The sequence below is a fragment of the Paenibacillus sp. FSL L8-0708 genome, from assembly GCF_038009325.1.
GTDB classification, from domain to species: domain Bacteria; phylum Bacillota; class Bacilli; order Paenibacillales; family Paenibacillaceae; genus Paenibacillus_AQ; species Paenibacillus_AQ odorifer.
Map to the genome: position 1 here is coordinate 2,819,742 of NZ_JBBPBC010000001.1, position 25,758 is coordinate 2,845,499.

Annotated in this window: 18 protein-coding genes and 3 pseudogenes; 12 read left to right on the forward strand and 9 right to left on the reverse strand. The window is 38.9% G+C overall.

Annotation, left to right across the window (positions count from 1 at the left end):
• Positions 1–223: 223 nt before the first annotated feature.
• Together NYE58_RS13245 and NYE58_RS13250 are read left to right on the forward strand one after the other, a co-directional pair.
• On the forward strand, positions 224–1,195 hold the full coding sequence (locus NYE58_RS13245) for a hypothetical protein (RefSeq protein ID WP_076133523.1): 972 nt from the start codon (positions 224–226) through the stop codon (positions 1,193–1,195).
• 384 nt (positions 1,196–1,579) lie between these two features.
• Entirely contained in the window at positions 1,580–2,431 is an 852-nt protein-coding gene (locus tag NYE58_RS13250) for a hypothetical protein (RefSeq protein WP_076133522.1), read from the forward strand.
• Between the two features lie 414 nt (positions 2,432–2,845).
• Here NYE58_RS13250 and NYE58_RS37495 read toward each other — a convergent pair.
• The 3 genes and pseudogenes from NYE58_RS37495 to NYE58_RS37500 form a co-directional block, all read right to left on the reverse strand.
• Positions 2,846–2,962, reverse strand: a pseudogene (locus NYE58_RS37495) (GHKL domain-containing protein); the annotation flags it as partial.
• Between the two features lie 141 nt (positions 2,963–3,103).
• On the reverse strand, positions 3,104–4,294 hold the full coding sequence (locus tag NYE58_RS13255; protein WP_076133521.1) for an IS256 family transposase: 1,191 nt from the start codon (positions 4,292–4,294) through the stop codon (positions 3,104–3,106).
• Between the two features lie 448 nt (positions 4,295–4,742).
• On the reverse strand, positions 4,743–4,940 hold the full coding sequence (locus NYE58_RS37500; RefSeq protein WP_081388859.1) for a LytTR family transcriptional regulator DNA-binding domain-containing protein: 198 nt from the start codon (positions 4,938–4,940) through the stop codon (positions 4,743–4,745).
• A gap of 21 nt (positions 4,941–4,961) precedes the next feature.
• On the opposite strand from NYE58_RS37500, the pseudogene NYE58_RS13260 reads away from it, so the two are divergent.
• The 5 genes and pseudogenes from NYE58_RS13260 to NYE58_RS37505 all read left to right on the forward strand — a co-directional run.
• Positions 4,962–5,351: pseudogene (locus NYE58_RS13260) on the forward strand (sigma-70 family RNA polymerase sigma factor); the annotation flags it as partial.
• A 376-nt stretch (positions 5,352–5,727) separates the two neighbouring features.
• On the forward strand, positions 5,728–5,931 hold the full coding sequence (locus tag NYE58_RS13265) for a hypothetical protein (RefSeq protein ID WP_076133520.1): 204 nt from the start codon (positions 5,728–5,730) through the stop codon (positions 5,929–5,931).
• Positions 5,932–6,160: 229 nt separating this feature from the next.
• Positions 6,161–7,129, forward strand: coding sequence for an HNH endonuclease (locus NYE58_RS13270; RefSeq protein WP_076133519.1), 969 nt, complete (start codon positions 6,161–6,163; stop codon positions 7,127–7,129).
• A gap of 358 nt (positions 7,130–7,487) precedes the next feature.
• Positions 7,488–8,468, forward strand: a complete 981-nt coding sequence (locus tag NYE58_RS13275) for a hypothetical protein (RefSeq protein WP_341002027.1) — start codon at positions 7,488–7,490, stop codon at positions 8,466–8,468.
• Positions 8,469–8,658: 190 nt separating this feature from the next.
• A pseudogene (locus tag NYE58_RS37505) lies at positions 8,659–8,727 on the forward strand (RNA polymerase subunit sigma); the annotation flags it as partial.
• Positions 8,728–10,941: 2,214 nt separating this feature from the next.
• Here the strand turns inward: NYE58_RS37505 and ku are convergent.
• The gene (gene ku, locus NYE58_RS13280; RefSeq protein WP_076133516.1) at positions 10,942–11,772 is read right to left on the reverse strand and encodes a non-homologous end joining protein Ku; all 831 of its coding nucleotides are present in this window, start codon (positions 11,770–11,772) and stop codon (positions 10,942–10,944) included.
• Positions 11,773–13,285: 1,513 nt separating this feature from the next.
• Positions 13,286–13,684: a cytidine deaminase gene (locus tag NYE58_RS13285; protein ID WP_076186474.1), complete on the reverse strand. Its 399-nt coding sequence runs from the start codon at positions 13,682–13,684 to the stop codon at positions 13,286–13,288.
• Between the two features lie 239 nt (positions 13,685–13,923).
• Here NYE58_RS13285 and NYE58_RS13290 point away from each other — a divergent pair, with 239 nt between their 5' ends.
• A complete protein-coding gene (locus NYE58_RS13290) occupies positions 13,924–14,901 on the forward strand; it encodes a methylenetetrahydrofolate reductase (RefSeq protein WP_256719063.1) in 978 nt (325 codons plus the stop codon).
• Positions 14,902–15,047: 146 nt separating this feature from the next.
• On the opposite strand, the gene NYE58_RS13295 is transcribed toward NYE58_RS13290, so the two are convergent.
• Complete coding sequence (locus NYE58_RS13295; protein ID WP_341002029.1) at positions 15,048–15,926, reverse strand: LysR family transcriptional regulator; 879 nt, start codon at positions 15,924–15,926, stop codon at positions 15,048–15,050.
• Between the two features lie 155 nt (positions 15,927–16,081).
• Between NYE58_RS13295 and NYE58_RS13300 the strand changes: the two genes are divergently transcribed.
• Positions 16,082–17,446 (forward strand): MATE family efflux transporter, encoded by a 1,365-nt coding sequence (locus NYE58_RS13300; RefSeq protein ID WP_341002030.1) that lies wholly within the window; start codon positions 16,082–16,084, stop codon positions 17,444–17,446.
• A gap of 53 nt (positions 17,447–17,499) precedes the next feature.
• On the opposite strand, the gene NYE58_RS13305 is transcribed toward NYE58_RS13300, so the two are convergent.
• Entirely contained in the window at positions 17,500–19,242 is a 1,743-nt protein-coding gene (locus NYE58_RS13305) for an SGNH/GDSL hydrolase family protein (protein ID WP_076277457.1), read from the reverse strand.
• Between the two features lie 241 nt (positions 19,243–19,483).
• Here NYE58_RS13305 and NYE58_RS13310 point away from each other — a divergent pair, with 241 nt between their 5' ends.
• The gene (locus tag NYE58_RS13310; protein WP_341002031.1) at positions 19,484–22,351 is read left to right on the forward strand and encodes a glycosyl hydrolase 115 family protein; all 2,868 of its coding nucleotides are present in this window, start codon (positions 19,484–19,486) and stop codon (positions 22,349–22,351) included.
• Positions 22,352–22,398: 47 nt separating this feature from the next.
• Here NYE58_RS13310 and NYE58_RS13315 read toward each other — a convergent pair whose 3' ends face one another.
• Positions 22,399–23,178, reverse strand: a complete 780-nt coding sequence (locus tag NYE58_RS13315; protein WP_076218961.1) for an AraC family transcriptional regulator — start codon at positions 23,176–23,178, stop codon at positions 22,399–22,401.
• A gap of 129 nt (positions 23,179–23,307) precedes the next feature.
• Here NYE58_RS13315 and NYE58_RS13320 point away from each other — a divergent pair, with 129 nt between their 5' ends.
• Positions 23,308–23,604, forward strand: coding sequence for an ArsR/SmtB family transcription factor (locus NYE58_RS13320; protein ID WP_076218962.1), 297 nt, complete (start codon positions 23,308–23,310; stop codon positions 23,602–23,604).
• A gap of 127 nt (positions 23,605–23,731) precedes the next feature.
• Positions 23,732–24,754, forward strand: a complete 1,023-nt coding sequence (locus NYE58_RS13325) for an NADP-dependent oxidoreductase (RefSeq protein ID WP_076218963.1) — start codon at positions 23,732–23,734, stop codon at positions 24,752–24,754.
• A gap of 71 nt (positions 24,755–24,825) precedes the next feature.
• On the opposite strand, the gene NYE58_RS13330 is transcribed toward NYE58_RS13325, so the two are convergent.
• Positions 24,826–25,635 carry a YheC/YheD family protein gene (locus NYE58_RS13330; RefSeq protein ID WP_076129991.1) on the reverse strand — a complete coding sequence of 270 codons (810 nt, stop codon included), beginning with the start codon at positions 25,633–25,635 and terminating at the stop codon, positions 24,826–24,828.
• Between the last annotated feature and the right edge of the window lie 123 nt (positions 25,636–25,758).

Here is a 25,758-nt window from a genome sequence, read left to right on the forward strand (position 1 = left end):
TAGTCTTGAAGCGGCAATAGCTCGTGGCAGAGTTAGTGGTAGGAACCGAACTCGGATACGGTAGGCCTTACAATAAGGTTATATCAGAGTTTGGAATACCCAACTTCACGTCTTTATAAAGATAACAGGAGTGAGCAAAAAGATGTTTTGCCAATATTTGAATCGGGGATGATAAAGTATAATTAAATGAACTACTATAAAATTTGGAAGAAGGGGAACAAGGATGAATATTCATCAAATAGAGCGGAAAATCAAAGAATCTGTAAGTGTCAATCCTCATATGGTCGCACTTGCTAAATCGTATCTCATCAACAATCAATCTGAAAATATTAATACAAGTGAGGTCTTCGAACAGTTTGTTAAACTTCATAGTTGCTCTAAACCAAATACTGTTGTTATTCATGAAAGTGTAGAAATAGACAACCAAATTCAAATAGTCTCAAAATACCTTTCTTTTGGAATAGCATTTTGTGAAGCCGTTCATTCGTTAGTATGTAATTCTATTTTCATTCCGTTAGGTAGTCAACAATTCTCAATTCCTAATGGTGTAAATTGGACAACTGTGATTCCTGGTTCTGGTGGACAATCTTCTGGATGGAGATTCGATTTTGTCACTATACCGACACCACTTAATCTAATGAGGCCATACTCTAGGAGGACTCAGTCAACTAATCAAACGTTTTTTGAACCCGACGTATATACGTATGATCTGGGATTAGTGAATGCTCATCCTGATATTATTCAAGCGTTAAAAGATGGGTTAGCATGTTTTAAGAATGATTTATTTCATCCTGCTATTACAATGTTAGGAAAAGCAGTAGAAGGTGCATGGATTGAGCTTGGAATTTCACTAACACACTACGTAAAGATACAAAAACCTGACTGGGAAGCATTTATTGAAAAATTGAAGGGATTGGATAGTCTTGTTTGGAAGGTGAATGAAACTGTAAAGCTTTATGATAGACAAGATTGGTTTAAACCTTTAAAAATAGACTCTGGAATAGATTTAAACACAATACGCGAAATACAAAACTGGACTGATATCATTAGGGATTCAAGGAATGCAATTCATTTTGGAGCACAGCCTGCAACACCGAATACATATGAGAAGGCTTCAATTATGTTTATAGCCGCAGTGAAAAATTTAAGGTCGTTGTATAAACTTAAGGAAAGCGCAGATAAATTATCCCTCTGAGTGAAACTGGTGAACCTTATTTAAATTAAGATTGTGATTCTCAAATACCTCCAGACCGCTTAAGCATCGTTTGGATGATCACTGGATAAGCTCGATATAATAGGGGGGAGTTTCATGATAGCAAAGCCAGATGTTCGTATTAGATGAGAAACCCCAAATTTTCATACCACCGACAAACCTCAGCTAAAGCTAGTAAGTCAATGTGAATTGATCAATATCGCCGTCATTTTTATCATAGTAAAATTAATATGTGTACCACTTGAGCTATCGATTATTTCCTCATCTTGTAGAGCTCACGATGATCGCACCAGCATTTTCTTTTTCAGCTTGAATCGCTTCACGGGTTCGATAATGCTTGATTAGTAATAAGAGGGGAGTCTTAGAATGAGGAAAAATAAGGGGTATCAACCTCCTACGTTCGGTAAAGGTCGAAGATTACCATTTACAGTATCTTGTGTAGCGTGGATGGACTTACTTGGTTATGGTTCAATGTTGAGAGAAGCAAGGTTTGACCCAACTAATGATCTATCAACTTGCGCGATAAATAGATTGAAGCAATTTCAGAAAATTATTTCAACGTCTGTTAGTAGAAATCTGCCTGCTATATGTATAAATGATGGGGCTATTTTTAGTCGAGATCTTTCTTATAGAAGCAATAGTGTTACGATCGATTTTTTGCAGAGGATGATTTCCTTGCATTCCCATGTAAATCAAATAGAAAATAATTCTGGCTTTCCGGGTGCAAGAACAGTTATTGCACTTGGAATAAGAATGACTGGAATTGAAGATGACTGGTTCAATAACGGACATTTAGAAAATATTTTATCAAGAATGAACAGAGGAGATATTAATTCGGAACAAGCCGTTCATGAAGCTTTCTACGCCCAATCTACTTATGGATTTACATCCCAGTTACAAGCCAATTTTGCTTTTACAAAAGCTTATTTAGTCGACTCAGCTGGGAGTAAAGCTGGTTTTGCCGGTCCTAATTTATTTATCGACATAAATATGTTCGAAGATAAGATTCCTGATTGGATAGAGTTTTCCAAGATAGTGGAATGGAGAGAAGATGGGATTGGTGGGAAGTTTGGTGAACTTAGGACATTTAATCGTGACTTAGCTGGTTCTGTTAGACATTATGGAATATTAGATGCTAAGAAAATTGCGAGCAAAATCTTTTCAGATTACGATGGTGAAGATCCAATTAGAAGGTTATTACGCGAGCTTGATATATAGTCTATATTTTTATTCTTTCGTCACGATCCGACGATCAACACTTTATTTAAATGCTTATATACTGGTTATAGTTAATGTTGTACATGAGAATGTCTCTTATATAAACTGATCGGATCAACAAGATTTCAAATATTGTCTACTGAGATGGCGTTATTATTATCGCAAATCTTGAGACTTGGTTCTGCTCATGTACATTTTTAAACCGCTGAATGCAGGTGATTATTTAAAAGAAACGGTTGTTAATAAGAAGCCGTACATATAGCGGGATATGCTGATTGATAGCTTGTATAAAATAATTTTTCGTAAAGTTGCACAGTTTCATTTTCAACCTGCTTACCTCCTTTTCGAGATAAAAAATGAAAAACGATCAAGGGCTATCTGGGATAGCTACTTGATCGTTTTTTTGTGGTGTGCTCAGAAATTTGGAAAATAAATATGAAGATAAAAAATATCTTCCTCAGTATGAAAGTACAGTGTTCCGTTATATTGTTCAGCAATGTGGCGCATGCTTTTAATACCAAAACCATGCCAATTCTTATCTTTTTGCTAGTTTGCGGGTAGCGTCAAGAAGTTTGTGTAAGAGAGTATAATGTAACTTCTCGGGTGTTTGTTAGTAGTGCAGATATTCTTTGGGGCGGGGGAAACCCGCCCCAAAGAACAGGGTAATTCAAGTTACTTCTCTTGGTCTTCTTGTTCTGGATATCGTTTTTCAAACATCTCGATTAGTTTCTTCTTTACCTCTAGATCACCGAAGCCGCGAATAACCCGTTCGCTAAAACGTTCATTGTAATCCATTACGTCGAGGTAGATAATTTTCTCTGCCGCATCCATATTGGTGAGGCTGTTCATGGGTTTCAGGCGCTTCCGGATTTCCTTATTCATTCGCTCAATCGGATTAGACGTGTAGATTGCTTCTTTAATGAGCGCAGGATACTTGTAAAAGGTCAACAGCGTCGGTAATTGTTCTTCCCAAGACCGTATTTCTTTGGGGTAAACCTTGCCCCATTTGGCCTTTACAGTGTCAAACGCAGCCCGAGCCAAGTCGTGGTCTGCAGCCGTATAGACGGTCTTCAGATCTTCAATCACTTCCGTTTTGTGCTGAACTCGAATTTTCGGGAAGGTCGAACGCACCTTGTGGACGATACAATGCTGCACATCTGCCTTCGGATAGGTTTCACGAAATGCTGCATCGAGACCCGGCAGTCCGTCAAATACACCCAGTAAGACTTCCTGGGCACCGCGGTCATAAAGGTCTTTCAACACCTCTCGCCAGCCGTTCGTACTCTCCTGGCCGCCTACGTAAAAACCAAGGATCTGGCGATGACCGTCTTCGTCGATCCCCATGGCGAAATAAACCACTTCACCACTCACGGTGCTACGCTTGAGTTTCACGTACAGACCATCTAGGTAGATCACAGAGTAGCGTTTGTTTAATGGGCGCTTCTGCCACTGGTGGATGTCATCAAGTACCGTAGCTGTAATATTACTGACGGTGGTGGGGGAATAGTGGCTGCCAAACATACTTTCAATAAATCTGGCCACATCCCGGGTGCCCATGCCTGACTTATACATCTGGATCACCGCTTCTTCCAGCCAACCGTCTCTTCGCTGGTACGGCTCAAACATTTGAGTTTGGAACAAGCCCTGACGGTCGCGGGGAACCTCTAAATCCTCCACGTTGCCATACTTTGTGTGCAGGTTCCGAGTGTAATATCCGTTGCGGCTATTGCGTGCGCCAGCTTCATCACTTGACATAAACGCTTGGATTTCTGCACGCATCATAGATTCTAGATTGTCTTTGATAAACTGAGTGACAAGATTTTCAAATAGATTATTCATTAGATTTTCGGGTACAATAGTCATTGAGTAGGGTCCCTTCTTGGTGGTGTCGTAATCCCGAGAATACCCTACTTTTTTGTTGCCTGACTAGGCTCCAAATCTTGGTACACAACTTATTTTACGCCATCAGTTTGCGGTAAATGACCTCTAATCGTACATTCGAATGAACGGCTAAAAGAAGTAATGATCTCTGTAACAACAATAAAGGTTAATGAAAAAGTGATAATCAACATTTTATTCGTTTTGTCGTGTTCAAAAACTTGCGTTCTACGAAAAAGAAGGGCAAGTAAAAGGCTAAAAATAAAATGGATCAAGAAGAAAGGTGTAATGATTAATAATTTCATTCCATAACTTTTTGTTTTTTGAAAGGGGAGTGTGAGTATAAAGATACAGAATACAATCTCAATCAGCCCGGCTGAGCGAATGATAAACAGTTTTGAATAGATGCCTAATATATTATTGATGATTTAACTCATAAGTTTTTCTTCTTTACATACTCCATTAATTTTTCAACAAAAGCTTTTTTCCTCGGCTGGCTGAACCGCAATTCTACACTATCCAGAAAAATAATATAACCTTGGATTCTTTGTACATAAGCCAGATTGACCAGATAACAATTGTTACATCGGAAAAAATCATATACCTGCAGTTTGTTCTCAATCGATGATATTGTGGCATACTACCGGAAAAATTTGCAGCACGTTGTAATGAAAAAGAAATCCTGATGCATCTAAGATCTTTGAAGAAAACGTGGAAAGACGTTTCTCTGCACGATCCAATTGGGACAGACAAGGAAGGTAATGAAATCACATTAATCGATATCCTCGGCTCCGAAGCTGATGATGTTATAAAAGAAGTAGATCTTAAAATCGAGAAGAGCAAGATTTATCTTAACCTCGATATTCTGGATGATCGGGCAAAAGAGATTGTCGTTGGAAGATTCGGACTTGTTACAGGTGGAGAAGAGAAGACGCTGAGGGAGATTGCCAAGGAGCTGGGGATCTTGCGGAGTAATGTTTCGCGGATAGAGAAGAGGGCGCTCATGAAGCTGTATCATGAGTTTTATAAGGCGAAGCGGTGAGATTTTCGGGTATGTCATTTGATAGTCTCTTTTTTGTATAAGTATCTCACACATGGCAGTATTTTCAGCAGTTAAATTATTTTTAATGATTATTTCACTGGTCTAGAAGGGAAATCAGGTTTCGTCTGCATTGGGGGATAGACTGAACCGATTATGGGTATGTCCCTGCATGTGGCGGTTCAAACTACCGCAAAAATCGGCATCCATTTCATTTGTAGCGGATATTCCTATAGCAGCAGGTCATCAAAGACGCTTCTCCAATCATACTCACCAAATTACAAAATCTAATCATACTAATGAAAAATAACACAGCCTTCTATATGCAAATAATCCCAGATGAGTATAATGAACTATATATTTATCCTGAGGGGGGACTATGAGCCGACCATACAATCGCGAAATTGAATTGCGAGATCGCTTCAATCAATTTATTGCTGACAAAATAACCGGAAGTTCCGAAGATTACCATTGTAAACTGTCAGTTGAAGACTTCGAAGATATAAAAACCACACTCAGAGACATTTACAATATTATTAGCTACAGAACAACGATCTGCTTCGCTGAATGGAAACGGGTCTAATTAAGGACATCAAGAGGTTGCTTGAAGGTAAGTCCAAAGTAAAGTCGATCAATCCAACTGTAGAGTTTGAATTTTTGGTGACTTTACCTTACTCGCTGCGTAGCACCTAATCAAGTACCTTTCGGTTGACCTGAAGGACAAGATAACTATTTACAAGGAAGATGAGCCCTTGCTTTTTAGATAAGGTATATATTGTATTTATTAAATAATGACACCGGGGTGAAAAAATATGAATGAGGCATTTGACTTCTTATATGATTGCATTGAAGATCTCCACCAATTAAATGATACGACCCAAGAGCACATTATTTTATCAGAACCGCTCAGTAAACGGTTGTGTAGATTTTGTGCCAAATCTATTGACGAAGTGAGTTTTAGAGATAATACACATGTTGTCTCAGAGACACTTGGCAACAAAAGATTGTTTTCAAAATATGAGTGTAGTAGATGTAACAAGGAGATTTTCGGAAGCAAGTTTGAAGATGCGTTAGGGAAATATGTTCTTCCGTTAAAGTTGATTTCTGAGGTCTACGGTAAAAAGACCTCATTAACAGATAAAGATCTTAGAACTGGTCATAGAATTGAATATCGTAAAAACGACCCTATCTTACCTGAGTTTGATGGGGATGCTCGAAAGCTCATAATTGATCGTATTGATGAAAAGAGAGTTACTGTTGATAATAACGAAATGACTATCCAATATAAGAGACAAAGATATAATCCAGTTGATCTATACTATGCGTTATTAAAGATGGCAATTACTCTAGTACCATTCCAGGAAATAGAGCGATTTATGTCTACTCTGATTGTTTTTCAAGCAGGGGGGCATGAGATTGAAATAGATAGAGGAGTTATGGAATTTCAACCAGGATTCAATCCCTTCAATGGAACCAACGTGCAACTATTTAGACGTAAACAGCAACAGATATCAGAAATAAACTATCCGTACATGGTTTTCAAAGTGTCATTTGGAAATTTTTCTATTCAGATACCTGTTCTTGCAGACGGAGAATTTAATCGGGAAAATCAATCCTTTAAATGGCATAGGAGTTTTGGGGATTCGTTAATAAGAGAGATTGATTTTGAGAATATGGAACCGTACTATACGGCAGTTTTTTCTGTTCTCCAAAAAGAATTGGATGAAGATGAGAAACGAATGTTGGAAGAAGCACTTAAAAAGTACGGTTATTTAAGGTGAAATTACTAACTGACGGGTTGTAGTTTTCATTGCAACTTGAAAAGGACACCCGAAATTGCACTGTCTACCCGAGGAAGTACCCGACAACGTATAGGAGGTTTTTTCTTTAGTGCAGAAAAATGCATCGGTCGAGCAGGTACTTGCAGAGCGTAGGCACGAAATAGAAGTTAGACGGGATAAGTCACTATCTATTTATGAAAGGTGGGTAATGAGCTTGGAGCTTAGAGATATAATATTGATGATTTGAACTATGATGGGCTTTATCTAATCCTAATTATTTGAACAGAGGGCTTAGAGAGATACTTATTAATCTTGCCTTTTTATAAATAACATTATTGCGACGTATTAAATAATCGAAGTGGCGATTGCGTTGTCATATCATCTAGTAGATATAATTCAACACAGAATTGCGGAAGATAGAGCAACCCATAATGACCAAAAACTAGTAATTCAAAGATTCAATAAACAGTGTATTTTTTGTGGTTCAAGAGACAATGATTTTCCTGAAGAGCATTTGTTGCCTGAAGGGTTAGGCAATAACACTTATTTTACTAAAAACATGGAGTGTAAAGTATGCAATGAGATTATAAGTGTGCATGAGGGTGATCTAGTAAGGTTGTTGGAATTGGATAGAATCTTAGCTTTAGGTGATAAAAAAAAGGGTAATCCAAAGTTTAAAAAATCTTCTGAGAGTCCTTCTTATATTGTATCAGATAAAGGACTTAATCGAGTATATGTAGGTATTGATCAATCAGAGAATCATATAAAGCTAAATATTTCTAACGATTTAAGTTTAGGTGCCCTAACAATTACAAATCGAGTTATAAGACTAGTTGGGATTTGTAAGGCACTGACTCATATGGGATGGCCATTTTTAATTGACCAATTTTCAAAACTTACGTACATTCCAAGTTGGTTAATTAATAAATTAGCCCTTTCTAGTTTAAACCTAGAAATTATACAGGCTATTAGCGAGCAAGGTACAGGTATTCCAGTTGTACAACTGGAAATATGGGAGCATGAAGATACTGATAGTGAGTTTCCTTATTTAATTAGATATTATTATGGCTTTACAGTAGTTCAATTCTACTTGCCTAAAAAACCTGACATCAATACAGTACCAGAATGGCAAGGTTCTAACGGACTGAGATGGATTAAGGGAGAGTCTGAATATGAAACTAGGATAACTTGTTCGAAGATATTTAATGTTCGAGAGGATAGTTGCTTTACTCAAACGCTCACTTGTTTATTTGAACCAGCGGGTGTAAATGAAAATACTGATGGGTCAATTTATTTCAAACAAGCTAAAACCATTCAAATAATTAGAGAGTTTAATTGAAGAAATTTATAAAGCAAGGAAGAACATTCTATTAAAATTAAAAGCTATTTATGAAAAATTTGAAATGAAGATAAGATACTGAATATGACTCTGCAGAATGAACGATATTATCAAAAAAAATTGATAATAAAACACACAAAAGCATTTGAATCTTGATAGTATTAAATGCTCTGATTTAATGCAGGACCGTTATGTTTCGAGAATAGAAAAAAGGGCGCTCATGAAGCTGTATCATGAGTTTTATAAGGCGAAGCGGTAAGATCTAGAGGATAATTTAGATTATTATTAGAGATTTACAATAGAGCAATTAAAAAGCAACATGCCAACAGGGAAGTTGCTTTTTTTGTTCGGTCGAGTAGTTGGTGCTAAAAGAATATAAAAAAGCATACTTAGGAAATCAACTTTATAGCTGTTGAGGGGTGTTATTATGGCATATAAGGAAATATATGATTTCCATATGCAATTGTTACATGTATATGGAAATAATGAATAAGTACCAAGGTCCATATTTATGGAGAACAGTTTGTATAGGCATACAAAGTAAACCTTGGTGAGGGAACTGAGATCCGGCTCACTCTAACTTTTTAGCCGGGCATACTCGCTTCTGGTTGGAGGAAGGAATCTGCAAGATTCACATGTAAGTAAAATAACGAGTATGACTTATACTGAATACCGGCTTCTGAGAAAATATGGGAAACATGAGTTCGATGGAACAAGCTGTTTTTCAAAAGATAATCTGGGTGAAGCCCCATCGACACGTTTGATGATTGTGAGGGAGTGGAAAGTCATGGAGGAACTACCCTTACAGTGCATCTTAACTTAGCAGCAGAATGATTAAAATATATTTTATAGAAAATATTTTTCGAGGCTGAGATAAGTGTACAATAATAACTTTTGCGTAAATAATTAGATCATAATAATTTGTCTACTGCTAAAGTATTGATTAATTACAGATCCGGTATCGTCGTACTGTAAGGTGAAATTAATTGTAGGAATAATTGATAAATGTTTGCATTAAGAAGACTTGTTATGGGATTATTTCATCAGAACCATGGAATTTTTTGAATTATAGATCTATCAATTGTATTTTTAGAGGTTACATAAAGATAATTATAATATTGAGGTGTAATAACATGAGCTTGAATTTTTTTGATTACCGTAAAACAATAGCTATAAATTTGGTAACATTTCTTCGGCTGAAAGGTTATTCGAAATTATCATTGTCAAAATTATTAAACATCTCCCGATCTACCATTGATGAGATCATTAAATGTGAAAATCTGAGCTCTATGCAATACAATAAGCAAATTGAAAAGATCAATGAAATATTTGATCTGCCAGATGACTATCTCATAACCTCTGTCACTTCTAAACCTCCTAAAACTTATACTTACTCAGATCCAAAAGTTAAAGAATTGTTAGATGGATTGGATAACGTTCTTGAGATATATTCCCTATACTTAAAGTAAGAACTTCGACTCTGAGAAAGATATAGATTGATGCTTGCTAGGTTATTATTGCTAAAAAATGTTCGTATATATAATGAGAATGAATGTTCTTTTCGGGTTTCCATAATTTATCTATGATCCTCTGCATAATCATTCTAATAGTTATGTTTTGCCGAACTTAGTATTCAATTATCAGGAAGATAATAGATTATAAAAAAATTAGAGGGGAATTTACTAAGTAAAAAAAGTATTGTGGTACGCAAAAAACTCAACTTACTACGACCCAATTAGAATTGATAAAAGATACCATAAATAAGTCTACCGAAGATCATAGTCTACTATGGTTAAGAGTATTTTATCCAAATTACGATAGTGCGCTTCACGGTATCGTAATGGCTGCAGATCATCAGCTACAACGGATTGAGATGAAAACTATCAGAGATCAATTAGAATGATAGAAATAGAGAGTATCTTAAACGTTTTGGTTAATAAAAAATCGAATCGCCTAAACGCGATTCGATTTTTTACTTAAGCAAGAATTGCTTACCTTATAGGTAGTGATAACTTTACAAGGATCAGATTCTACCGAAGATTGAATCTAACATAATTAACTTTTATTTAGAAATGTTTAAAAAATAAGTTATATTAGCGTTGATAAAATTATCTTGAAGTTGAGTGGTTCCTACTACTCTACAATCAACCACAACGAAGTTATGATACTTATCATAATCTTTCATTACATAGAAATCAGACACTTCAAATGCATAAGCATTAACTGCATGTTACGTTGAGGCAAATGATTGTTACTAAATGCCTCAACGAAACGTGTAATTCCTCCGTAGGAGTTTATCCAATAGAGCCAGGGTATAATGCAAATGCATAGTGGTGAATCCTACATGCCTATCACATTCAGCAATAGTTATCTGACGAGACTGACCTTTTACACCAATGGCTAATATGGAACTTTGACAACTTTAGATTACATTCACAGCCACACCCAAAAAGATTTCTACAGTCCATTTGTATTAACCCAACTGCTCTTTACTTTTACTCTGAGGTGCTTCACTCATCTTGACCTTAATACTCTTATTCAACTTAACGCTCTTCTGCAGCGCCTCTAATAAATCAACCACAACTTCAGATTCTTGAATTGGATTAGAAACAATATGCTGTCCGACAATTTTAGACTGAATCGCTGCTTGTAGTCTATCTTGCTCCGGATTGGTGAGTGATCCTAAATCTGATTTTCCTGACATTCCTTTAATTATTTGCAAAGCTAACTTTAGTTGATTTTGATCTACTGGACTATTATCTGAGATGAGGTTGGGAACATTGGTTGTCGTTCTAATCTCATTAACATAATGCATTGTGGCTAATTGAATACAATTTCCGTTAAGGGGTTTCATTATACACAATTTGGTATTTGACCGAAGAGTGAGTTTACCAATAGCTAGCCTTTTAGACGTCTCTAAAGCTCTCAAAAACAAATAGTAGGCGTTACCTCCATGTGTATCAGGACCTAAAAAATATGCTTTCTGAGTAAACATTAGATCTATCTGATCTTCCTTAATAAAATCAATGATGCTAATTTTTTTACTCGATTCTTCTTGGATCCTATCCAATTCTTCTTTTTCAAACGTAACATATTGATTGTTATCAACAGGATATCCTTTGATAATCTCCTCTTGCTTAACCGCCGAGTCACAAGTGTTACAATACCGCTGGTTTTTAATTGAACCATGGCAATTTCGATGAATCATTTGAAGCGCAATATCTTTTTCTTCAGTGGCCGCATATAGTTTAACGGGTACATGAACTAATCCAAAGCTAACAGCACCTTTCCAGATTGTATGCATGGAATATCCCTCCTATTATATATTAGGGGATTATTCCCATATATAAGTTTGATTAAACTATTCGTAAATTATCTTTCTGATATTTTGGCACGTTTTTATTCAATTAATTATGATTAAAAATATACAGGAAAAAAGACTAGTGATTTAAGGTGAAAATGAAAATGTAAGGCTTTAGATATATGCTTCTATAAGCAGGTTATATAAATTCACAAGGGGAAAATAATAACGAGATATGTTTATAATCTATAAATTTTAAAGAGAAGGGGAAGCGGGAAGAGTTTTGCAAGAAGAAGTTCTTTGGGAAGATAATGAATATTGATGATTCAGAGAAAGTTTACGGACATTTAGAATTAATAGGTTTTAAGTTTCCGATACTATAATTAAGTGCAATCATTAAAAATATTCATAAAGCTACATGTTTAAATACTTTTATTATGACAATACTGATAGTGAAGTGAATATTTATCTGGATTATGATGGAATGTGGATTATTTAAATTATGAAAACAGTTCAAACAGGAATATAAGAGTTTATTAATCACAATGACAAGATCTTTTACTTTATTATAGCCCCAGATAGCAAAGGATAAACAACAGTTTTAAGAAGATACGCTTATGAAGTAAAATCAGCATATTTTATGAATTTTCCATTGAGTAATCTAAGTTCCTCTAAATTTATTCTATCATTTCTAAAGGACCTTGAATTTCCTTCTGTACGTACTTATCAGTCAGCTAAACAAAAAATGCTTATCAAGAATTTGCTTCATGAGAAAAAAATTACTCACCTAATTTTCGACGATATTCAGAAACTTAAAGAGGGCAAACAAATAGTGTTCCTTTTGAACTATTCAAATATCTTTCGAAAGAAACTGGGGTGAAGTTTATTTTAGCAGGTACAGATATTTCTGAACTAAACGGTGTAATCAGCAGACGTAATGGTAAAATCCATTATGCAGTTTAAATAGTGAGAAGGCATAAAAGAGCCGATCAAATAATGATCGACTTTTTTTATGTTTACTTTTCTGTTAAAGTGACATTTTCTATTACAATAAATATGTTTAGTGACAAATCTAATTATTGTTACTGACATTTTGATCTTACGATTAGCCCCTTACGGCCTTTGATTTAGTGACAAAACTAATTACAACGGACAGCAAGCGATCATCGAGAGGAAGTGTTAACCTTTTATCTCAATGGATCGCTTGTTTTTTTTATTATTGATGATGTTCATTGAGAGGTTTTAACTAAATGAGTTTTAGATACTATAGAACTACATACAGACTATGATAAAGAATTTATTGAATTTAGGGTAAGAAATGCTTTGGAAATGATAAAGGTAGCATTTAAAGAAAAAGATAAGGTTGGAATTGCGATTTGGTAAGTAACAACGTATTTACGCGGTGTGTCTGCTCTGTGAACTCTGTGTTCTGACTAAGCTTTTTAACACAAAACACGCGTACTTGTCTAACACAGGTACGCGTGTTTTTGTTATTCCACTACGAGAGGAATTATTTTTACATATCTAAATTCTTGAATGCATAAGGCAATAAATCCTTTAAACTCAGCTCTAAGATCTCTTTTTTCTCATTGGTTAAATAGACAGGCATGTCGGGCAAACAGAATTCCGATAATACTTGTCTGCAGATACTGCATGGCGGCAGAAAATCCATTGTGTCACCTGCTACAGCTATAGCCTGAAAATCACCTTTAGTATAGCCCTTTGTAATAGCCGTGAAGATTGCTGTTCTCTCTGCACAATTAGTAGCGCCAAAAGATACATTTTCTACGTTTACTCCATTAATAACATTTCCATCTTTAAGCAATAAGGCTGCTCCAACTGGAAATTTAGAATAAGGGGCATAAGCAGCTTTCTTTGTGTTACGTGCGCTTTCCATTAATTCTTCTTTATTCATAATACTCACCCTTTTTAAATAAGAATGAACCTTTCGGTCCCCTTATGGCCAGCTTTAAGGTTGGCAGGACTTCTAATATTATAGTCACACCAAACGGTTGTCAACATGTACTACTCGATAAGCATCATTAGGGAATCATAGCTTTAAAATATAACTAGATATAGTAAATAGAAGTTACACATATTAAGCCTGCCATGGTAACCTTATCTTAAAAGCGACGAGTAGAGGGGTTTTATAATTTGGGAGCGGCAGAGAATACATTTAAACAAAAAATATTGAGCAAAAAACCGGGTATTATAACATATGGGATGACACCACCGAAGGCAAGCCACGCACCAGAAAAGGTCTCGGAAATCGCCCGGAAACAGGTTGAGAGACTTAAAAACCTTGATTTAGATGCGTTAATTCTGTACGACGTTCAGGAAGAAGTAGACAGAGTGGATCATGAAAGACCTTATCCCTATTTACCAACGATTGATCCGGCTGTCTATGGTGATAAATATCTAAGACAGGTGGAGGTCCCGAAAATAATTTACCGGTGCGTCGGTAATGATACTAGAGCTCAGTTCGAGGATTGGGTTAAAGCTGACGAAAATGAAGATAGATTTTCCGTGTATGTGGGCGCTTCGTCAAGTAAACAAGAGGTGAAATTGAATTTACCAGAGGCTTATAAGCTAAGTAAACAGCTAAATAACAATTTAACTTTTGGCGGAGTTGTCATTCCGGAAAGACATATAAAAAAGAATGATGAGCATATACGGGTTGTCGAAAAGACCAACAATGGGTGCAACTTTTTTATTACACAGGCAACTTATAATGTAGAGGCATCAAAGAATTTATTGTCTGATTTATATTATTACTATACAAATAACGGTTTTGAGATGGTTCCTATTTTATTTAATCTTGCACCATGCGGTACCGCGAAAACATTACAATTTATGAAGTGGTTAGGGATCAGTATCCCGGGATGGTTAGAAAACGAGTTGAAATACTCGAATGATATTTTGGATAAATCAATCCAGCTATCGCAAAAAATCTTTGAAGAATTACTAGATTTCGGGCTGGAGAAGGGAATTCCTATTGGTTGCAGTATTGAAAGTGTTTCAACAAGCAAGTTGGAGATTGAAGCGTCCGTACAGCTTGTTAAAGATGTGAAGGCTATTTTGGATAAGAAGCTGCCGAGTCATGAATCCAACATAACGCAATCAATCATGTAACATATTGCAAAGAACTAGGAAGTAGCGGATGGATTTTGCTAAGCCACCCTACTGCTCAGGATTACCTTATAATGTTGGGCTATAAGCTGCTTCCGGTACACGATCGGAGGCAGCTTTTTTAGCTATATGCTTACAGATTCGCGAGTTTAATGATAGGTATCTTTTATAAATTGAATAAAACGTGCTGTTGCGGAACTAAATAGATTGTTCTTTTTCCAAGCTAATACATGACCTGTCGTACGTTCAGGTTCAAATGGAACAAAACAAGTTTGCTCGCTTTCTCGGATGGTATATGAACCACTCACACAAATGGCATACCCAAGCTTTTGTTCTACCAGCAGCATGGCATTTGTCAGCAGATTGTGTGAGGCAAAGATACATAAGCTGCCATTTTCAACTCCAAGCCAGCTCGTAATTTCATTTTGTACAAGAGTACGGCGGGGGAGGATTAGAGGTAAAGAAAGAATATCCTCAATTCCAATAGAGATTTTCTGGGCTAGAGGGTCATCCCGTCGCATCAGAATTCCCCACTTTTCCTGATAAGGCAGACGAATGTAGTCATATTTGGCGGCTTCAATGGGTTCCAATAATATACCTATATCAATATTTCCCCGGTCTAGCTTTTCTCGAATATCATCACCATCCGCACTATATATTTCATATTGTACTTTCGGATGCCGATTGGAGAACTCTTCTAGTAACTTTGGTAATGCCCTGGATACAGAGGATTCAACACAACCTATCGAAACTACTCCGCCAACTAGCTCTTTTTGCTCTGCCAGATCCCGTTCTGTTTTATCCAATAGCGCAACAATTTCTTTTGCCCGCTGCTGAAAGAGAAGTCCACTATCTGTTAATGTAATCTGTCTTTTTCCCCGAATAAACAAGCCGGTTCCCAATTCTTCTTCTAGATCCATAAGCTGTCTACTTAATGTTGGCTGGGTAATGTGGAGAATTTCTGCTGCTTTTGTTATATTACCAACCTTAGCCACGGTTAAAAAATATCTGAGAACACGCACATCCATTATTTTTAACATCCTTTCAAATTACAGCTGATATATTAGCATTGTCATATATATATGCATTTTAGGCATGGTACGTAATCCAACATAGGTATTAGATATTTATCGCTTTTGAATTTACCATAGATTTAATACCAATACAAAACGGAGCTAATCCTATGAGTAAACTGGAAAGTGCGATTACGAAACCAAGATTATTTTCAGACAAAGAACTAATGAAATTATTCCTGCCATTAATTATTGAACAATTATTAGAAGCATTGGTAGGGTTGGTGAATTCTATCATGGTAGCTTCTGTTGGAGAATCAGCAGTATCGGGTGTATCTTTAGTTGAAATGGTCATGTTACTGTTGATTAGCTTATTTGCAGCATTAGCTACTGGAGGAACGGTAATTGTCGGTCAATATCTTGGAAAAAAGCAAGCGCATCAGGCTAGAGAAGCAGCGAATCAATTAGTTTGGTTTACGGGTGCAGCTGGGTTAGTGATTATGATATTGATTTATTTGCTGAAGGGTTTTATTTTAAATGGGCTTTTTGGAACGATTACAGAAGAGGTATATGGGCATGCCAATACTTATTTATTAATTGTTGGGGCTTCCGTTCCTTTCTTGGCTCTATATAATGCAGGTGCAGCCGTATTCAGAACGATGGGAAACTCCAAGCTGCCTATGCAAATTATGTTGGTTGTGAATCTTGTGAATATAGCAGGGAATGCGCTATTGGTTTATGGTTTTGACATGGGGACAGCCGGCATCGCGATTCCAACTTTAATTTCCAGAACGGGCGCTGCTATTTGTATTCTTGTGTTAATCTCTAACCCTAAGAATCTCCTCTATCTGAAAAAGACCTTGCGGCATAAATTTGATACTAAGATGATCAAACAGATTATGAGAATTGGTGTCCCTTATGGGCTGGAAAATGGCATGTTTTATATTGGAAGGTTATTGATATTGAGTTTGGTGTCCACATTTGGAACGGCGGCAATAGCAGCAAATTCAGTAGGAAGTACTATTGCTTCCTTGCAGGCATTACCTGGGATGGCGATTGGTTTAGGGTTGTCTGTTGTTATTTCTCGATGTGTGGGGGCTGGGGATTATGCTCAAGCTAGATATTATACGAGAAGGATTATTGGTTTTATTTATATGGCACAGGTAGTCAGTTCTATTGTGAGTTTAGCTTTATTTCCAAGCATATTGAGCATCTATCATTTTTCAGCAGAAGCGGAACTCTGGGCAACAAAGATTGTGTGGAGTCATGCGATCGTTATGATGTTGATCTGGCCTTTTGGAAATACGCTGCCCACGGTTTTTCGAGCTGCTGGAGACGCCAAATTTCCTTTGGTCATCAGTATGATTACTATGATTTGTTGTAGAATTATGTTTGCTTATATATTGGTATATTGGCTGCATATGGATATGTTTGCAACGTGGATCGCAGTTTATTGCGACTGGCTGATCAAAGGGGTTCTGTTTATTTGGCGGTACGTTAGAGGGAAATGGACAAAATTCCATGCGATACAATAAGGATAACCCCGATGTAGATTACATCGGGGTTATCATCTCTCTAGGTCAACTCACTAAGCATTATAGCCGAAGCCAAGTATAGTAAAAGACTTGTCCTGATCTTCCGGCACCATTCTGATTTCTACCTGATGCTCCCCGCTAACCTCATTTTGATAAAGAATTACCGGATTGCAATGTGTCCAGTTATTCTCATGTGGATCAGCGGTGACTACAAGACAACCATCGACGTAAATGTTCGCCTTGCCGAATTCGCTGCTGCCAGAATCCTTGTATACGAGGATAAGATTTTTGCTTGTTATCGTCAGCTTGAAGCTGTGTTCCCCAGAAGACGCTGAATGCATCCAATTATGAGGGAATTCCGGAGTTCCAAAAGGATTGGCATCCATTTCTACCCGCTGCAAATCGGTATCGATCCTCGAAAATCCGCCCACCTCGATCCTGCCTGCGTCAATATGGCTTTTGCGGTCCAGCAGAAGGGTTCCCGCAAAATCATTCCCGATGACCGGATGTTGATCCAATAGGAGATCATCTTCGTCCATTAGCGTTTTGTGGGTTTCGGAGAATAAATAAGCCAGACAATCAGCCATCACCCGGTGACCATCATTAGTAGGATGATAGATATCATAGAAAAATTGCCGTTTTGAGAGGATGTTCCCCTCATTTTTGCTTAGGCGGAACTGCCCGGATACCGCATCTTTTACACTAACCATAGGAAGATTATAACGCCGGCCAATGGGGGAGAGCCGTTCCTGCAGGTTCCAGTCATTCATAAACACGCTGAACAGGAGAACTACAGCCGGTCTATTATCGGCGGAAAGTATTTTTAGGCATAAGCTTTCAAAACAGTTGCCTTTCGTTTCATCACCTTCGTCGTTTACCGCAAATTCTACCACCACGATATCAGGTGTTACAGAACCTTCTCGGAGAATATCCCTTTCATAACGGATGACCCCAAGCTCGGATGGTGTTCCACCTACCCCAGCCTTCACAAAATGGATGTTCTCGCCACCATTCGTACCGAATAATTCCTTAAATCTCAGATACGATTGGTAGGCATAACATTCTGTATGGATCGGTTTAGCGCCTGCTCCCTGAGTAATGGAACCCCCAATATAAGCAATCGTGACATCCTCACCTTTTATAGCCTTATGGATGGCCGTTTTTAATCTTTTATTATTGCCCGGATGAAGCAAGGATTGGGTAATGATCTCCCGGTATTCGTTAGAATCAAACGCTACAGGCGGTTCAATGATTAGCTCTGGTACAGAATAACCGTCATGCAAATAAAAAATTATACTCGCGATGGCCAGTTCGCCTTCATGTTTAAATTCAAAAGCGAATTTGCCGAGCACTGCATCCTCTTCAGACCATTCCAAATCCTCTAATTTCAAGAGGACTTCTGAACCGTCGGAGGGACAGGGCACACGTATGCTGCTGCCTGTTTCGTATTTGCTGGTTTTGCCCCAGTTCTGCAATAGAAAAGAGATGGGCTCGTTCTGCTCATGATCCCTTCTCACAGACACTCCGATACTATGGACTAATTTGCGGAATCCAACGCAGTTTCCTAGCAGCTCCAGTATTGTCTCATCAGTGACGCCGCCAATATATCTGGCTTTGTCGATTAGATAGTTACCTTCCAGATAAACTTCCTGTGAAGGTGGACCTTCGGCCCGGGCTGTCGCCTCAATCGCTGTTTCGTAGAGCACAAAAAAACCGTTCCTGCGTTCAGCCGGGTCCTTGGGCGCCTTTGGACCTTCAATCTTGCCACCTGTAATGACCCCGTTATTGTTTTTCATATTGATCATCCTCGCTTTTTGTATAAGCTTTTCTTGTTATGGATGCGTTTGCAAAAAACATGCTTTTGTTAGAAGGAATACCTGTTAACAGTAACACCAAATATCCAGATCGTTCAACCGATAAACAAAGTTTCATTTAATAATTACAAAAAGTTGCTAGTTTACACATGGATGTTGAAATCGCTTACTTATATAATGTGCCTAGTCATACGAAAATAGGATGCTTAAGGGGAGAATTATCATGCCTACGAAGGAATTGCACCTTGTGAAGCAGGGCAGTGCTGCCAAGATTTACGTGGACCCCAAGGGGAAAGATTATGAGGGATTACGCCGGGTGGCACAGTCTTTTGCAGCAGATGTTAAACAGGTAACAGAGGTAGAACCTGAGATATATACACAATTGAACAAATTGGATGGAACAGTCATAATCGCTGGATCGATAGGCAGCAATGATTTTATCGATGATTTAATCGCGGAGGGAACCGTTGATGTATCGGCCATCCAAAATAAAAGAGAATGTTATAAAATTCAGGTGGTTGAACAACCCACAGCGGGAGTGGACAAGGCGCTCGTCATTGTAGGAAGTGATAAACGAGGGACGATTTACGGGTTGTATTCGCTCTCCGAAAAGATTGGAGTTAGTCCTTGGGTGTACTGGGCGGATATTGTGCCGGAGAAGAAGCCGGCATTGTCCATTCCTGATAACCAGCTTCATGTGATCTCCAAGGAGCCTTCGGTTAAATATAGAGGTATTTTTTTGAATGACGACTGGCCGTCTTTAGGTTCTTGGGTAACTCAAAGATTTGGTGACTTTAATGAAGATTTCTATGACAAGGTATTTGAACTCATTCTTCGCTTGAAGGGGAATTATTTATGGCCGGCGATGTGGAGCGCCGAATTTAGCCTGAATGGTAAAAGCAGCCCGATTGCCAACGCCAAGCATGCACAAGAATACGGAATTATTATGGGGACCTCCCATCATGAACCCTTATTCCGGGCAGGCAGTGAATGGCAGAAGGTATACAGCCAATACGGAACAAGTAACCTATGGGATTTCGCCCGTAATAAACAGGCGATTACAGATTTCTGGGAAGACGGAATCAAGCGCAATCAGGACTTTGATAACTTGATTACTCTAGGCATGCGGGGGGAAAGTGACTCTGCGCTGGAGGGCTCCGACCAGGAGAATATTGATCTGCTGAAGGACATTATACTTACGCAAAAAGAACTATTGAAGAAATACAATCTTGAACATGCGCCGCAAATTTTGGCCGTTTATAAGGAAGTTGAGAAGTACTGGTATGGCACTGCCGGGGTGGAAGGGTTGAAGGACTGGGATGTTCTGAATGACGTTACGATCCTGCTTGCTGACGATAACTTTGGCAATCTCCGCAAAATCCCGACGAAAAACGAACGTAACCGCAGCGCAGGATGGGGGATGTATTATCATTTTGACTACCATGGTGGTCCGCATTCCTATGAATGGTTAAATACGACCCCGCTTGAAAAAGTCTGGGAGCAAATGTGTATGGCATTTGACTATGGCATCCGTGAGGTATGGATTGTGAACGTCGGAGATTTGAAGCCTATGGAATTGCCCATTTCCTACTTTCTGGATTTGGCCTACGATTTTGAGGCTTGGGGGACAGGTGCAATCAATCGGACTGTGGAATACACCAACCGTTGGGTAGAGCAGCAATTCGGATATGCGCTGGAACAAGAGACATGTCTGGGAATCGCACAATTGTTAGGGGATTATACCCGGATGAACGGTCGGCGCAAGCCTGAAATTATTTATCCGTCCACCTTCAGTCCTATCCATTACAATGAGGCGCACAGAGTTCTGGAGCAAGCGGTGATGATCGAGAAGGCTGCCGGCAAATACGATGAGCTAATCCCGGAACAACTAAAGGATGCTTACTTCCAGCTCGTATATTTCCCTGCTGTTGCCTCGGCCAATGTGGTCAAAATGCAAATTTATGCTGGACTGAACCATCTATACGCTGAACGAAATAGTATGTTGGCAAATACTTACGCTGCTCTGACCCGCGAAACCATCGAACGGGATAAGTATCTGGAGCTGGTTTATAATAGCGGAATTTCGGATGGAAAATGGCAGGGAATGATGAGTTCCCCTCATGTAGGGTATATACATTGGAATGCAGAAGGGTGGAAATATCCGGATGTAAACACCTTGACGCCCGCCAGAGGTTCTTTAATGATTGTCGATGTGGAAGGAACGGAACAAGCGTATATTTCCGGCACAGCTAATCTTCCGGTATTTACAAATCTCCAAAAAGAAAACTATCGCATCACAATCAGTAACGGTGGAGAAGCGGGTTTTGAATATCAGGTGCGGAGCAGCGTAGATTGGATCAAGCTTGAGAAAATACGCGGCTGGATTGAGGCAGGGGAGACGCTTCAGGTTTCCGTAGATTGGGAGAAGGTCAAAGAAGAATCGACGGGCGAAATTACGATCTCCGGTGCCGGGAATATAGTTAAGGTGAAGGCAGCCGTGGATTGGATAGACCTTCCGGATGTGCCACCGATGACATTCATCGAGACCCATAATATCGTGTCCATTGAAGCGGAGCATACCATAACTCGTGTTTCGAAATCAGGGGTGGTATGGAAGACCATTGACAGCTATGGACGTTCTTTATCCTCGGTTAAAATGTTTCCGGATGCTGTATCTTTTGAACAACCGGAGGATGCACCTTGTCTGGAATATCGGATTCTAGTGCAGCAGGACACCGATTATAGCTTAACCGCGTATATTGCGCCGACAAACAATCTGTCACAAACTAGCGGGTTAAAATATGCGATAGGTTTCGATGATCAGGGACCCGTGATTAAGGATGCTTTACCAACGAACTTTGAAGGCGGCAATCATGATAATGAACCATGGTGCCGCGCGGTTATGGACAATATTCATGCTGTGACCACCTGCCATGCTTTAACGAAGGGTCTTCATACCCTCCGCTTTTACGGATTGGATGCGGGTCTGGTTCTGCAAAAGCTTGTATTGTCCGCTGCCCAGCTTCCTTATTCCTATTTAGGGCCGGAGGAGAGCTTTTATACTAGCGGGACGGCGTCCATTCTTAGTTAGGTTGAATTAAAAGGGCGAACAACTAGGTTGTTGCTTCGAATCCTCCGTTATTTCAGGGCAGATGACGGAGGATAACCTTTTATATTTTTGAAAACGTTGCTGAAGTAGGCGACATCTTGATAACCACAGTGCGCTGCCACTTCGGACACATTAAAACCACCTGCCGATAGAATCATCTCAGCATTGTTCACGCGCACCTTGTTTATAAATTCTTTATAGGTGGAGCCAGTGTTCTGCTTAAACAGCTTACCAAGATATACGGGATTTAGGGCAACCCAATCTGCCAGCTCCTTGATCGTAACTTCCTCCGAATAATGATCCATGATATAGGTCATCACTTTTTGGATTCTTAGATCTATCAGAGGTGTTTCTTGATGGTGGGCGATACTTAATAAGCGGTACACAATCAGTTGAAAGATGGCCCGGGCCTTCATTTTGTAGAAAGGTTGTTTGCCCATCCAGATATGTGAGAATTCTTTAATATCCTCTAGAATCTCTTTAGTTCTCCAATTCCTAGTTACAGTCTCAAAAGGGAGCTGCACATGATTGTCCTCACCCTCCCAGAAGAAATTGAAGGCAAAAGAACGCATGGGTGCCTCCTTGAAAGTCTGAGCTTCCCGAATGCTGCCAGAAGGGGCATAGAGCATATCCCCGGCTTCAACCGTGAATTTCTCTCCATTAATAAAATAGTCAGACTTTCCTTCTACGATGAAGGTAAGATCATGGAAATCAATTTTACTCCTCGTAATCTCCCAATCCGGGAAGGATCGGCGATCAACGAACAAAAAAACACGGGGAACAAGATTTTCGTATTTGGTAATGTCCATTTCTACCACCCCTCTTTACTTATAAATAGATCCGCGCTAATGCCGATTGGTATATTATATAAAAATGAAACCGATTTAGAAATGGGATTGTAAATTGACTTTGCGCAATCAGAAGAATACAATAGTTTTATGACTATCGAACAATATTCCTTAAAAGATGATGATAAGCGAGTGAAGATTTTTAAAGCATTAGCAGAAGTGAAACGAATTGAAATGATTCGTTATCTTCATCTCCATAAGGAGAACAATACATGTGGGTCCATTGGTGAATCTATGGGAATGGACAAATCCAATGTGTCGTACCATCTGAAGATTTTGTATGAAGCTGATTTAGTAAGTGTCACACGTATGGGGCAGAATAAGATTAGCCAGCTTCGAGAGGATACGTTTAGCGAATTATTACCGGGTTTCTTGGACAGTTTATAATATGTCCGGAAACCTATAATTTTTTCTTGATAGTTTGATAGTTTTATAACTATTTGATAATCATGTACAGGGTTTGGTTAATAGTTATAGGTAGCAGCAAAAATAAATATTAATGGAGTAGTGATCTATGAATCAGTTGAAAAATAAACAGGTCCTGTTAATTTCACGTCCTGTAGGCATGCCAACCCAGCAAAATTTCGAGTTCAAAGATATTCCTGTAGTTGAAGCAAAAGAAGGACAAGTTGTTGTACGTACGTTGTATTTGTCAGTGGATCCTTATATGCGCGGAAGAATGAATGATTCTAAATCGTATATTCCTCCGTATCAGCTTAATGAAGTCATCGCTGGAGGACTTGTGGGAGAGATCGTAGAATCCAAATCGGAGTTATTCAAAGCTGGAGATAAAGTCATCGGTATGCTGGGCTGGCAGTTATATAATACTGTAGATGCTAAAGCAGTAACCAAAATCGATGATTCGATTGCACCTGTATCGGCTTACTTAAGTGTTCTAGGTTTAACAGGGCTCACTGCATATTTCGGTTTACTTGATATCGGGCAGCCGAAAGAAGGAGAGACTGTCGTAGTGTCTGGAGCAGCGGGTTCAGTGGGGATGTTTGTTGGACAGATTGCCAAAATCAAGGGCGCTCGTGTCGTTGGGATCGCAGGTAGCGATGATAAATGCGACTATTTGAAAAAAGAACTTGGCTTTGATGCAACCATTAATTATAAAACAACGGAAAATTTAGACCAGGCTTTGGAAGAAGCATGTCCAAATGGTGTTGATGTTTATTTTGACAACGTGGGTGGATCGATTTCAGATGCTGTGATGAGCTTGCTTAATGATTATGCACGTATTCCCCTATGTGGCGCTATTTCTTCCTATAATAGTACAGATGGAGATATGGGTCCACGTATTCAGAGCAGATTGATCAAAACCCGCTCCCTTATCAAAGGATTCGTTCTTAGTGATTACGCAGCCCGCCAGTCAGAAGGCCTTCAAGAGCTTGGAAAATGGCTAACAGAAGGTAAATTAAAATATGAAGAAACAGTTGTTGAAGGATTCGATAATGTGGTTGAAGCATTCCTGCAATTGTTCCAAGGTGCGAACCTCGGGAAGATGCTTGTTAAGGTGAGCGACTCCGAATTCTAAAACAACACAAACAGCTCTGGTAGAGATTTTTATATATCAGGGCTGTTTGTATTATTACCAATCAAATCCGTTCAGACCATACCCTGTTTGGACTTCATGCATTTAAGATTGTATGTGCGGCCATAGGCTTTTGCATATTTGACGATTCGCTCAATCATGCTGGTGTCATTCAGTTTGGTAAACGGGCACGGATCGGGGGCAGTATTTACTTCCAAGATCCATGGTTTAAGGCGTCGATCCAAAGCAATATCCACACCGATTTCCTGCAGGCCGGGATAGGCTGTGCTCAGCTGTCTGGCGGAGTTCACTCCGATTTGTTGCATGGACCGGATCAACGCGCTACTATTCTCTACGTTTGTGTAGGATTCTAATAATGCCTCTACCGGATAAATCGTTCCCCCTTGGCTCCCATTCGTAACCACTTTGCGAGGATGAGCTACGCGACCCGCAATGCCTGTAGCTTCCCACCCACCCTTAAGATTTCTTTGCACCATAACCCGGATATCAAATGGCCTTCCCTCATAAACCAAAAGCCAAATCCCTTTTTGCACCAAATAGGACTTTCCTTGGGTCTCGCTAGAGATTGCCCGATAAGCCATCTCGTAATCAGAAAATGTATGTTTATGCGTACCGGACTGATAGCTGTAGGCTGGTCGTTTTTTGGAGGAATGATCTTGCGATCTTTCAATCCGGATTACACCCTGTCCCAAAGATCCACAGCAGGGCTTAATGTACACCATTTTATGTTTTTGCAACATCTCATAGAGTACGTTTTTATTCATTTTTTTCGTTACCGGGATGTACTTCCTTAGCTCTTGTTTTCTAAGCAGTACCCTTGTTTTCGTCAGCTTATTGGATATCCGCCGTATTGGCTCCTTCATTTTGTTCCTCCGTTCTATATATCTATAGGCTATATTACGGGAATACGCAGTTTTTGCTTGGGCAACCACAGAATAATAGAACACATGCAAAGAATTCTACATATGAATATTGGAGGCATTTAT